The organism is Herbiconiux aconitum (assembly GCF_024979235.1).
Lineage (GTDB): Bacteria > Actinomycetota > Actinomycetes > Actinomycetales > Microbacteriaceae > Herbiconiux > Herbiconiux aconitum.
Genome location: NZ_JANLCM010000002.1, coordinates 1,040,642 through 1,052,963, shown reverse-complemented (window position 1 = coordinate 1,052,963; position 12,322 = coordinate 1,040,642). Strand labels below are relative to the sequence as shown.

6 protein-coding genes are annotated in these 12,322 nt (G+C 70.1%); 5 read left to right on the top strand and 1 reads right to left on the bottom strand.

The window, feature by feature from the left end:
* Positions 1-15: 15 nt before the first annotated feature.
* From N1027_RS16480 to N1027_RS16460, 5 genes are all read left to right on the top strand, one after another.
* On the top strand, positions 16-675 hold the full coding sequence (locus tag N1027_RS16480) for a DUF11 domain-containing protein (protein WP_259509218.1): 660 nt from the start codon (positions 16-18) through the stop codon (positions 673-675).
* A gap of 44 nt (positions 676-719) precedes the next feature.
* Positions 720-1,730 (top strand): DUF389 domain-containing protein, encoded by a 1,011-nt coding sequence (locus N1027_RS16475; protein WP_259509217.1) that lies wholly within the window; start codon positions 720-722, stop codon positions 1,728-1,730.
* A 7-nt stretch (positions 1,731-1,737) separates the two neighbouring features.
* The gene (locus tag N1027_RS16470; RefSeq protein ID WP_259509216.1) at positions 1,738-1,953 is read left to right on the top strand and encodes a Rossmann-fold NAD(P)-binding domain-containing protein; all 216 of its coding nucleotides are present in this window, start codon (positions 1,738-1,740) and stop codon (positions 1,951-1,953) included.
* Between the two features lie 161 nt (positions 1,954-2,114).
* On the top strand, positions 2,115-6,005 hold the full coding sequence (locus tag N1027_RS16465; RefSeq protein WP_259509215.1) for a hypothetical protein: 3,891 nt from the start codon (positions 2,115-2,117) through the stop codon (positions 6,003-6,005).
* Between the two features lie 28 nt (positions 6,006-6,033).
* A complete protein-coding gene (locus tag N1027_RS16460; RefSeq protein WP_259509214.1) occupies positions 6,034-10,359 on the top strand; it encodes a hypothetical protein in 4,326 nt (1,441 codons plus the stop codon).
* Positions 10,360-10,404: 45 nt separating this feature from the next.
* Here the strand turns inward: N1027_RS16460 and N1027_RS16455 are convergent, their stop codons facing one another.
* Positions 10,405-12,159: a cell wall-binding repeat-containing protein gene (locus N1027_RS16455; protein WP_259509213.1), complete on the bottom strand. Its 1,755-nt coding sequence runs from the start codon at positions 12,157-12,159 to the stop codon at positions 10,405-10,407.
* Between the last annotated feature and the right edge of the window lie 163 nt (positions 12,160-12,322).

Sequence of the window (12,322 nt, the reverse complement as noted above, 5' to 3'; positions counted from 1 at the left end):
CAAGGAGCAGGAATAATGACAGCGAACCAACCACACCGCGGACGGACGGGACTTGAGCTCCACCGCGCCGCCTCGGTAGCGGGCGCCGGCCTGGTGCTGCTGGCCGGGGTTCTGGGCGGGTCGGCGCCGGCGTTCGGTGTGCCGCGCGACCCCGCCCCGACGCCGCCTCAGTTGAGCATCTCGCTCAGCGACGACGTGGACGCGGCAGCCTCCGGCGACGAGCTGGTGTACACGGTCGTCGTCGAGAACCTCGGCACGGCGGATGCGTTCGATCTGACCCTGACCCAGACCGTGCCCGAAGGACTCACCTTCTCGACCGCCGACAACGGCGGAACGCTCAGCGCGTCGACGGTCAGCTGGACGATCGAGGTGAAGGCGGCCGAGACGGCCACCCTCCGCACCACCATGACCGTCGGAGAGACCCCCGTTGAGCTGCTGCGGCTGGCGACGGTCGCCTGCGCCCTCGTCAGCCCCACCGATCCACCCATCGTGTGTGCCTCGGACTCCGACATCCTGCCGGCGGGCGTCGCGGCCGAAGAGGCCGCGGCCGCCCCGCAGCAGACCGGTGGCGACCTCGCTCCGTGGCTGATCGGTGCGTCGATCGGAGTCGTGGTGGTCGTTGCAGCCGCGCTGGCATTCATCCTGCGTCGCCGTCGGGCGGCACCTCCCACCTAGCGGGTCGGGGGCAGCGACAGGTCACGTCATGGCACACTGATCAGATGCTGTCGGTTCGGGTGACCGCTCCCCGTGAACTCTCCCAACAGGTTCTCCAGGAGCTGCGGGCAGACCCGACGATCGCGAACCTCGCCGTCGTGAGGGGTGCTGTCGACGACGGTGCGGGCGATCTGATCTCGTTCGAGATGGCACGAGAGAATGCCAACAACGTCAACCGGATGCTCCGTCATCTCGGAGTGCCGGCCGTCGGGTCGGTGACGATCAGTGAGCCGATGGCGGTGTTGTCGGATGCGGCGGATCGAGCTGAGCAGGCGGCGCCAGGACACCCCGGCGACGGCGTGGTGTGGGCCCAGTTGGCCGACCGGTCGCGCGAGGACGCGCGGCCCTCGTGGGCGTTCTACGTGTTCTTGGTGCTCGCCGCGCTGATCGCGGGGGTGGGGCGCTATCTCGATCAGCCGATCCTGATCATCGGGGCGATGGTCGTGGGGCCCGAGTTCGCACCGATCGCGGCCATCTGCTACGCGCTCGCAAGGCGTCGAAAGGCGATCCTCGCTCCGGCCGGCTTCACGCTCGTGAGTGGTTTCCTGCTCGCGGCGGTCGTTTCGTACTTCTTCTGGGCCGTTGCGAATCTCATCGGCCTGGTCGATCGGGTCGCCGCGACGACGGGCCCGTTGACGGAATTCATCGTCAAGCCTGACGGGTGGTCTCTGGTCATCGCGTTGCTGGCGGGTGTCGCCGGCGTGCTCTCGATGACGAGCTCCAAATCGTCCGCGCTCGTCGGCGTGTTCATCTCCATCACGACCGTTCCCGCGGTCGGCACGATCGGTCTCACCGCGGCCGTCGGAGCCTGGGACGAGGCTCTAGCGTCGCTCGTGCAACTCGGGATCAACGTGGTCGGGCTGATCGTGGCCGGAACGATCACTCTGGTGATCCAGTTGCACGTGGGTCGCAGCGTCGGACTTCGTATCACCCGATCGCGGCAACGTCGTCGCTCGATGTCCTCATCGGCGCGACCCGGTCGCGACACGCCGCCCGGCGCATCCGGTCGGCGTTGAGACTGATTTGACCGTCCACTACGCCAAGTCGCAGCCGGGCATCACGTTCAACGCTCTCGAGCCCGGTTACACCACGACCGACATGACCGCCGGGTTCGAGGGTGGGCGGTCGCCCGAGGAGAGTGCTCGAATCGTGGTGCGGCTGGCGACGCGCGGTGCTGACGGGAGTGGGGTCGGCCCGACGGGCACGTTCCAGGACGAGCTGGGGATGCTGCCGTGGTGAGCGCCCCAGCGGTATCGCCGCGAATGCCGGCGCGAGGGAAGCGAGGCGAATTGACCCGAAAGCCTTGTCGTGGAATTGCCAAGTCCCTAAAATCTGGCTGACGCGGTGGAGCGGATGTGCAGACGCTCACGCGTTGCGAGCCTTATCCGGTGGGGGCAGCGATGCCAGGATCTGTCGACGAACGCGTGCGAGTGTGGGCCGCGGCCGAATGGAAGGCGATCGCGCCGCGGTCTGATGGCGTGGCCCTCCCGCCCATCGGCGACGGAGACCTGGTCGTGCCGGTCACGCGGGCGAGCGATCTCGTCTCCCTCGTCACCGTCTGGCACGGGGTCGAAGCCGTCGACGGCGCGACCGGCCCCGAATTACGCGCAGCAGGGGGCGTGGATGTCGCGGCCGATCCTCCGACCCTGGCCGTGCACTTCCCGTTCCAGCACGCGCACGAGAGCGCGCGCTACGAGGCGGCCGGCGCCCCCCAACCTCCAATGCTGCCCTCGACGAGCGCGGCCGAACCGGCACCCGACGTGGTGGTGCCCGGCGGGCCGACCCGGTTCCGCCCCGCCCGCGCATCCCGTCTCGTCTTCGCGCTGCCCGCCGACCTGGCGGTGCCGCTCAGCACGGCAGGCATCCTGGCGCTGCTGCCCTCTCTGACGATGCGGGTGCATCCGCTCGCCACACCCGGTGAGGCGCCGGTCGCGTATCCCGACTTCCCGCCGATCCTCATCTGGCCCTGGATCATCGTCGACACCGGCATGCGGGCGCGCCTCCGCGACGGCGTCGTCGAGCTCGCCGCCACGACCACGACGGAGAAGGCCCGCCTCGAGAAGCTGTCTCGCAGCGCCACGCGCGACCTCTTCGCACAGAACCGCAGCAGTGTGCTCGACGCCCTGCAGACCAACCCGCTGCAGCCCGCTCGCGGATTCACGATCGACCGCAACCCGAACTGGTTGCGCCCGGTGTTTCCGGGTGGGCAGCTCTTTCCGGGCGTCGAGCTCGACCCATCGACGCTGAGTCGACCCCCCGAGGCCGGCGAGACCTCGATCGAGGCCCCTTTCCGCCTCGCCGTCTCGCCCGCTGCCGACGCACGCTGGATGCACGCCGCAGAGCCCGTGCACGGCGACGACCCGCCCGAGACGGGGCGACCCGAGCTGGTCGAGCTGTGGCACACCCGCCTCGTGCGCGATCCGGAGGGTGTCGACGATCCCGACGACCGTCGGCGCATCGTGCGCGCCGTCTGGACCCGCGATCGCGACGGCCTGCTCGACCAGCAGTGGACCGATCCGAAAGCCGACCAGGCCGGTGGCGCCCTCTTCGACGCCACACCCGCCGACGAGAAGCCCTTCCTCGGCAGCCTCAACCGCTCCGATCGCCAGAGACTCGTGCGGCAGTCGAGCGAGTCGTGGGCTCCGAACCGTCGTGCCACCCCCATTCCGCCGGTTCCCGTCGCCGCGCGCCGTCTCTGGCTCTCGGCCTACGGCGCAGCACTCGACCTGCACGGCCAATGGAACACGAAGCCCTACTCCGCGGCGGGCATCGCGTCGATCCTCGCCTGGGATCACGTCGCCACCGGGGGTCGCGACCAGTACGTGCGCGTCGTCTACCCCGGCTACCTCTACCCGCTCGGGCACCGCACCGTGCTGGTGAAGGTCACGCAACGTGTCATCCGGCCCTCCGACGATCCGGTCGCCGAGCTCGTGCAGCACCGCTTCCTGGCGGTCACCCAGCCGGTCAACAGCTATGACTCGAACGAGTTCCCCTTCGTGAGCATTCGTCTGTCGCCGGTCATCACCCCCGACCTCGACGAGGGGGCGACGAATGGCGACAAGTTCTGGCCCACCGTGGGCGGGATGCCGTTTCCGTTCCACGTCGAGGGGATCGACAAGTCGGGAAAGACCACTCACCTCGACATGCCCCTGCTCTGGGTCGCCGAGCACGCGTCGGCTGCGGCCCAACAGGCGGCCATCGACGCGGAGTACGACGCGAGCCCGCTTCGCTCAGTGCCCGCCCGCGGGCAGCGCATCGCCTTCGCCCCACCGCTGCCGCGATCGGGCCCGGTCTCGCCGCCGGGCGGCGGTGACCCTATCGTCGAGACCAGGCTCCTGCGCTTCCGGGGCAAGGCGGGCCTCGGCACCGCCACTCCGCGCGTGAGTTCCGCGGATGTGGTGGTGACCGCTGCGAAACAGATCGCGGGGGTCGACTCGCTCACCATCGCCTACCACTCGACTTATCGCACCGAGGGGTTCTCGGCCGCGAACACCGGCAAGGTCTGGGCCATCGCCCTGACCGAGGAGCACATCACGAACGTCGACTACGTCGATGTCGTGCTCGACGGCGAAGCGACCCTGCAGCAGGTGCCGATCCTTTCGTTCGGCGACCCCGATCACAGCAGCGAGTCGGGCGGCGGATTCGTGCAGCCGAGCCAGCCGCTCGCCGGCTTGTCGGCGCTCACCGGCATCGTCGGCGACCCCGACGGCGCGATGACGCAGCAGTTCGACCCGTCGGCGGCGCTGGCCGGCGCTCTGCCGAAGCTCTTCGGGCTGATTCCCCTCGAAGAGATCATCGGCCACGACTTCTCGTCGGCGCCGGCCGTCGTGTCGCAGACGATGGATGCTCTGCAGAAACTCGCCGATGACGTGGAGCGCGCGAAAGCCGCCGCCGAACACGCGGTGCAGCAGGCGCAGCAGCAGGTCGCCGGCCTCACGAACGCGGCGCAGTCCATGATCGACGACGCGAAGGCGACCCTGGCGGCCGCCGAGACCCTGGCCACCGACGCCGCGTCGCTGGCCGCCGCCCTGCCCGACATCGTGACGGCCGCCGTCGGTGCCGACGACGCTGCCGCCGTGGCTGCCGAGCAGCAGCTCCGCGAGGGGCTCGCGCGGGTGGCGGCCGACATCCGTGCTCTCGGAGCGAAGCTGCCACCGCTCATCCGCCACCAGCTCGCCGACGTCGGAGAGGCCCTCGAACATGCGGCGTCGCTCACGAGCCTCATCGGCGACATCCGTGCCGCCTACCGCGCTCTCACCTCCGGCGACCTCGCGAAAGCGGAGCTGGTCTACCGCTACGACTGGCAGCCCGAGATCACCGACTGGCCCGCCGGAAGCCCCGTCTTCGTGCTGGCCGGGCCGAACCGTGGCCGCAACCTCACTCTCTCGGTCACCGGTCGGGCCAGCGGCACCGGGCACGCCTCCGTCGAGATCCTGGCCGAGCTGGTCGACTTCGAGCTGCACCTGATGCCGGGGGCCGACATGGTGGTGGTGCTGTTCGATCGTTTCTCGTTCCACTCCGGATCGAGCGGCAAGACCGAGGTCGACGTGGTGTTCCGCGACATCGAGTTCGTCGGCGTGCTCTCGTTCGTGCAGACCCTGAAAGACCTCATTCCCTTCGACGGATTCTCCGATCCGCCTTACACCGACATCTCGCCATCGGAGCTGAAGGCCGGGTTCACGCTCGCCCTGCCGAACCTCGCCGTGGGCATCTTCGCGCTGGCGAACATCTCGCTCGGTGCGTACGTGCGCGTGCCGTTCCTCGGCGAATCGGTGAGCGTGGGCTTCGACTTCTGCAGTCGCGAACGGCCGTTCACGTTGACCGTGCTCTGCATCGGAGGAGGGGGCTGGTTCGGCCTCAGGATGTCGCCGAAGCGGCTCGAGCTGCTCGAACTCGGTCTCGAGGCCGGCGCCTATCTGTCGGTCGACCTCGGGGTCGCCTCCGGCTCGATCTCGGTCGCGATCGGCATCTACCTGCGGTTGGAGGGCGACGCCGGATCGCTCACCGGATACTTCCGGATGCGCGGCGAGGTCGACGTGCTCGGCATCGCCTCGGCATCGCTCGAACTCTCGATCGTGCTCACCTACGAGTTCTCGACCGGCAAGATGATCGGTTCGGCAACGGTGACCTTGACGATCGAGGTGTTCGGCTTCAGCAAGTCCGTCAGCTTCCACGCCGAACGGCGCTTCGCCGGCTCGGGTGGTGACCCCAGTTTCCGCGAGATGATCACCGCACCCGACGGCTCGACGAGCGCCTGGGACGAGTACCTCGACGCGTTCGCCGTCGAATAGCAGCGGTCGAGAAGCGAAGGAGCCCGCCGTGCCGTCTGAGTCGTTCATCGCCACCGCCCTGCCGCATTCGGCGGCCGACGCACCCGCGTCCGGATTTCACGTGTCGCTGTTCGTGACCCCGCGACTGGTTCCGGATGTCGCGGGCGAGCCCCTCGGTGACTTCGGAGTCTTCGCACGCTGGGGTGAGCTGCTCGGCCAGGGCGAGATCACGGTGACCCTCCTCGATCAGGACGGACCGATCGAGTGCGAGCTGGTGCCGAACGGCGACTCCTCGCTGTGGGCACGGGTGTTCCCGCCCGAACTGCCGGTCGAGTCGAACGACCCGCCCGACTGGTCGGCCCGCGAGTGGGCGAGCTTTCCGGCGGCCGGCCTGTCGGAGGCGTCGAAGAGCATTGTCGTGGCGTCGACCCTGGCCGGGCCGAGCGTGCCGCCCGCGCCCTCGCGGCATCCGTTGTTCGAACCGCTCCGCGAGGTGCTGCGCCGGCTCGACGTGCCCTTCGTCGACGAGTCGGAGTATTCGCGCACGGCTCCGCCGGTGAACGAACCCGGAATCACCGAGGCCATCGCGCGTCGTCAGGGCGACAACCCGAGTCTCGACCGGGTGGAGTGGCAGACCGACGAGCAGGGAGCACCCGTCTACTCCGCGGAGTGGGTGCACGCGCTCGTCGCCGATTCCTACAAGGCGCGAAGGTTCTACGAAGACGACCGGTCGGCGGCGATCGACATCCCGCCCCAGCCCCTCCCGGTGCCGGGTGCCGAGTTCCACCGCCGGGTCGGCTCGGCCGGCGATCATCCTGAGCTCCTCCGACGACTCGGGCTCGTACTCGACCTGCGCGTTTCCGACCCCGGGCGCTTGGCGGGGTCGCAATGGATCGCCGCCGTGGTCGCGGTGGCGGGCGACGAGAGCCTGTCGCGATCGCCGCGCACCCTCGTGCGGATGCTCGACGACCGATCGCTCATCGCCGAGCCCGACCCGTCGCGGGCCGCCGAGTGGAGCGAGGGGCGCCTGGCGGTCGGCAACTCGGAGGCCTTCGCGCTGATGACGGTCGATCCCGACGGGTCGGCGCTCAAGACCGAGCGCTTCGTGATGGCGCTGCCCCGGATGGCGCGCCTCGAGCGCAACGGCGACGACGTCACCGGCGCCCCGCCCGCCCTCCGCGCGACCGGGTTCGCGGTCGCGCGGCTGCGCCAGGATCAGAAGACGGCCCCGCAGGCCGAGCGGCAGCGCGCGCTCGTCGTCGAGCTCGAGGCGAACCCCGACGTCACGACCGCTCCGACCGTCGGTGCCACCGACGTCACCCGGGGATACCGGGTCGAGGCGCTCGACCTCACGACGGGCCTCTGGCACTCGCTGCACCGGCGCCGCACGACGCTCCGCCTCGACGACACCGGTGGCCGCGGGGGACCGGGAGCGGGCGAATTGATCCTCGACGACGTGCCGCTCGAGGGCTTCACGCAGGGCACGGCCGCGCGTCAGAACTCCGACGCCCCGGATGCGACCCTGCACGTGCACGAGACCCTGTTCGGCTGGGACGGCTGGAGTCTCTCCGCCCCGCGGCCCGGGCGGTGGCTGCGCGACGAGCTCAGCCGCGACGCCGACGGCGGCTACACGATCGACGAGAAAGTCGACGCCGAGCCGCCCGAGCCCGCCGAGGCACCGCCCGACCCGTTCCGCTTCGACCACCGGGTCGAGCCGGGATCGCTGCCGCGACTGCGGTTCGGCCGCGACTACGCGTTCCGTGCCTGGGGCGTCGACCTCGCGGGCAACACGCGCGAGCATCTGCTCGACGACTGGACCGCCGACCCGCGGGGCCCGCTCGACCCAGGGGTCGCCGACGCCGAGACCCTCCGCGCCGTCACCCCGCCCGCGCCCTTCCTGCGCTGGGACCCGGTGCCGCCGCCCGCCATCGTTCCCGAGAAGCCCTACACCGAGGGCGAGTCGCTGCGCGTGGTGGTGCTGCGTTCCGAGGTGACCCAGGATCGCGCGACCGGGGCGGTGACCGTCCACGACCCGGTGGTGCCGGCATCCGCTCGCCATCTGGCGCCGCCGAAGACGAGTCAGCTGCAGTGCGAGCTGCACGGCCGTTTCGACGAGGCACTCGACACCACGGGCGCCGGTGCGGCGGCCGCGCGGTCGACGATGCTCGCCTGGTCGTTCCGCGAGAGCGGCTCGTTCTTCGACGACGAGGTCTCGGATGCCGCAGATCCGGCCGCACCCCCGCATCCGCTCGGCTACGTGTCGCTCCACACCGAGCCGGGAGCGCTCCGCGACAAAGACGTTCCCACCACGCTGCCCGGACCGAACGATGTTCTCGCACCGGGGCAGTACGTGGTGCACGACACCGAGTTCGCCGAACTGCCGTATCTGCCCGATCCGCTCGCCGCCGGACTCTCGCTGTCGTTCCCGCCACGGCGCGACGAGCGGTATCGGCCGGTGCTCAGCGAGGCCGCGGTGACGGCTCCCTATCTCGGCACGTGGCCGTTCGCCGAGCCGTTCCGATTGGAGCTCGCCGCCGCCGACGTGCTCGACGCCCGGGTCGACGGCCGTCGCATCGTGTTCGGATTGCCGGCCGGCTCCGAGCAGCGGTTCGCGCTGTCGTCGTCGCTCGAAGGGCGTTCGCTCGACCTCTTCGGGGTGTGGCGGGCGCTCCCGTGGTCGTTCACCTCGGTCGCCTCCGCCGCGGCCCGTGACGGCGCGCTGTGGGCACTCACACCGGCCGAAGAACTGCGTCTGGTGCACGCGGTACCCCGCCCCGTCGCCGCACCCCGCGCGGGCGGCCTGTTCGTGCTGCGGAACGTCGCGGCCGCCGTGGCGACCCTCCGCGGCACCGTCGTGGTGCACGGATCGAGCACCGAATCCCTCACCGCCGAGGCGCGCTGGCGGGAGACGGTCGACGACCCGGCGGCGCTCGGTCCGGTGTTCCGATGGATGACCGACATCGGGTTCACCGCCGGCATCGACCCGCGTCAGACGGTCGCCGAACTCAACGGCCGCATCCTGCCGGGCGGAGCAAACGACGACGGGTGGGCGCTCGCCGAGGCGAACCACCAGTTCGCCGACACCCGCTTTCGCCGCGTGACCTACCGGCTGCGGGCGACCACACGGTTCCGTGAATACTTCGGCCCGGATGCGATCGCCCCGGTTCCGCTGCCCGCGCCGCCTTCTCCGGTGGGGGCTGGACCGGAGGCGGGGGGCGACCCGGCGGAGTTGCCGGCATCCGACCCCCGATCCGATGCCGTCTGGCCGCGCGACGACGGCAAGAGCGTGCTGAGCGATCCGATCGTGCTCGACATCCCGTCGTCGGCCCGTCCGCCCGCGCCGGCGGTGCACTCGGTCGTGCCGCTGTTCCGCTGGTTCGACGAGCCGGCCGCCGATCAGCCGTTCGCCCGCCGACGGGAACGGCGGTCGGGTCTGCGTGTCTACCTCGAACGGCCCTGGTTCGCCACGGGGGAGGGCGAGCTGCTCGCCGTGCTGATGGCGGCGGAGCCTTCGCGTGCGTCGGCCGCCGACGACGTGGACTGGGTGAGCCAGTGGGGTCGCGACCCAGTGTGGGCCGGCCGTACCCTGCCGGCCCGCCGCATCCGGCCCATCACCCTCGAAGCGCCCGATCTCGCGCTCGGCGACGCCGCAGGTGGTCATCCCGCCACCGGGCAGCTGCGGCTTTCCCTTCCGCTGTCGACGGATGCGGTGCCCGAGATGGTCTCGGTCGAGGCGGTCGCCTACGCCCCGGCCTTCAGCGCGTCGCGAGGTCTGTGGTTCGTCGACATCGCATTCGAGAAGACGCCGGCGCTGTGGCCGTTCGTGCGGCTGGCGGTGGCGCGGTACCAGCCGGTCAGCCTGGCCGGGCTCCACCTCTCCACTGCGGTGCGCGCCGATTTCGCGCAGCTGCCGCCAGAACGCGCGCTCACGGTGTTGCGCACCGACGAGCGCGGCATCCGGGTTCTCGTCTCGGGTGCGGCGGAGCAGTACGACCCCACGGTGGCGCGCGAGAGGCGCCGCGCGATGTCGGCGTCGCTCGAACGCTTCGATGCGGCAATCGGGGGAGACCTCGGCTGGACGACCGTGGCACACACCCCGATGGGCGAGTGGGGTGCCCGGTCGGCGGATCGGCAGCCACCCGCCGATCTCATCTGGGGCGCCGAACTCGTCTCGCCCGAGGTGCTGCCGCTGCGACGTCCGCTCGCGGGTGGGGGATCGGAGCCCGCCGACCCACCGGCCTCGCTCTGGCGGGTCCGGGTGCGCGAATGGGAGGAGTTCGCGGGCGACCCGGACATCCCGGGAGACGAGGCCGGGCATCCCGGGAACGCGGTCTGGGAGCGTCGCCTGGTCTACACCGACGAACTCCTGCTCTGACGACGGCGGCTCGCGTTCACCGCACCCCGGACAGCGCGCGGCGCATCAGGAAGCACACGGTGTGAGTTCGAAGACATCTTCTGTGAGCGACACCGGGCCTCCGATCAGCGTGACCTCCTGCACTCCACGGAGGCGCATCGCCGCGAGGTCCGCGGGCGGCACGCAGTCGGTGTGCACCACATAGAGCGGTGCGCCGAGCACCCCAGCCCACGCCGCGCCGGACAGCGCGTCGGGGAAGTTCGACCCGGTAACCAAGAAGGCGCGATTCACGAAGGCGTAGGCGCTGTCGATGATCGCCGTCGAGACCGCGTAGCGGTCTGCGCCTCCGATCCTGTTCGTGATCACGATCGAGGCGAGCGACTTCTCCATGCCAGGCGACACGGAGGCCGGTCCACCGGCCACGGTCAGCGATTCCGGGTGCAGCGAGCGCAGCGCTTCCGCTGTCGGGGCGTCGACGGCATCGGAGGCGCCGTTCACGAGCACGACCGGCGCTCCCGCTTTGCCGGCTGGTGCGCCTGCGCTCAGGGCGTCCGGGAAGGTTGCGCCGGTGGCCACGTAGGCGAACGAGCTGCCGTTCGGGAACGCGTAGGCGAGCAGGTTGCGCGACACCTCGTAGCGATCCGCTCCCGACACTCGATCGGTGGCCGCGATCTGGTTCAACTGGGCAAAGACGCTTTGAGGAACGGACGCCGGCCCGCCGACGACAACGATCTTCGACGGATGCAACCGGTGCAGCTCGTCCGCTACGGCGGGCGCAAGGCTCGCACCCGTCGTCAGTAACAGGGGCCCGCCCTCTTTTGCCGCCGCGGGGCCGGCGCTCAGCGCATCCGGGAAGTTCGAGCCCGTCACGACGTAGACGACCGGCGCTCCGTCGGGGTAGGCCTGCTCGGAGACGGCCACGGCCACGGCAGTGCGATCGGCGCCCGTGATCCGGTCGATCACCGGGTCCTGGTCGAAGAGGACGCGCACGCTGAAGCTCAGGCGCGTGGTGAGCGCCGAACCGGACGCGTCCGGGATGATCGTCACACTCACTCTCAGATCGTTCGACTCCTCGAATCCTGCCGGCAGAGTGGCCGGGACGGTCAACTGCAAAGAATCACCATCGTCGGCGATGTCGTAGTCAAGCTGGATGCTGGATTCGGAGGCGGCGTCGATGAGGTCGGCTTCGACGAACAGACTGTCTGGGTCGCTCCAGTCTCCGTTCGGACCTTTGCCCCACAGGTCATACGTGCCCGCGAGCGTCAGTGTGCCGCCGGGTGAGATGAATGCGGGCGAAGGGAATGCGGAGTATGAGTAGTCGACCTGGCTTTGCAGCGCCTTCGTGAGTGAGAAGTCCACGTCGGCGACGGTGCGCGGCGGGACGCCGATAGGACCGACAGAGTTGTCCAGCATGGCTTCGAGTCGCACGTGGTCGGAAGACGACCCGGCTGCGCTTGTGATCGTCACCTCGACGAGGGAGCTCCTCGGGAATTCTTGCGGCACAGCGATGTCGAAGGAGGTGACCGTGGCAGGGATCGATCCTGTCACGTCCTCGGAGTATCCGCTCAGCGACCAGTTCAGACCGTCGATGTCGTATCCGGCAAGTTCGGGGGGCAGGTCGACGTGCAGGGTGCGGGTGTCAGGAACGGAGAAGGGCGCGCGCCAGGTGCCGGAAAGCGACCTGCCCAATTGATGGACGGTGGCAGTCGAGGGGGCCGGCACGAGATCGGTGGCTGACGCCCCGGTGCCTCCCGCCCCGAAGGCCGCTGCCAGTGCTGCTGCGACGATGATGTAAGCGCTGGTGCGCGCGGTGAATGTCATTTCTTCCCCCACTGCAAGCCGCATTGCAAGCGGCCCTGGATGCCGCCGGAGCCGGTGGCGTGCTCAGCGTAGTGCCCGCCTGTGACCTCCGATCGAACGGGCTGGGCCGACACGGCATGCGTCGGGCGGCACGACACGCCGGACGGCGCATCCACCCGGCGTT

Excerpts from the sequence above, each read along its gene's own strand:
- N1027_RS16455 (WP_259509213.1), bottom strand. The coding sequence starts at position 12,159 with ATGACATTCACCGCGCGCACCAGCGCTTACATCATCGTCGCAGCAGCA.
- N1027_RS16480 (WP_259509218.1), top strand. The coding sequence starts at position 16 with ATGACAGCGAACCAACCACACCGCGGACGGACGGGACTTGAGCTCCAC.
- N1027_RS16465 (WP_259509215.1), top strand. The coding sequence starts at position 2,115 with ATGCCAGGATCTGTCGACGAACGCGTGCGAGTGTGGGCCGCGGCCGAA.
- N1027_RS16475 (WP_259509217.1), top strand. The coding sequence starts at position 720 with ATGCTGTCGGTTCGGGTGACCGCTCCCCGTGAACTCTCCCAACAGGTT.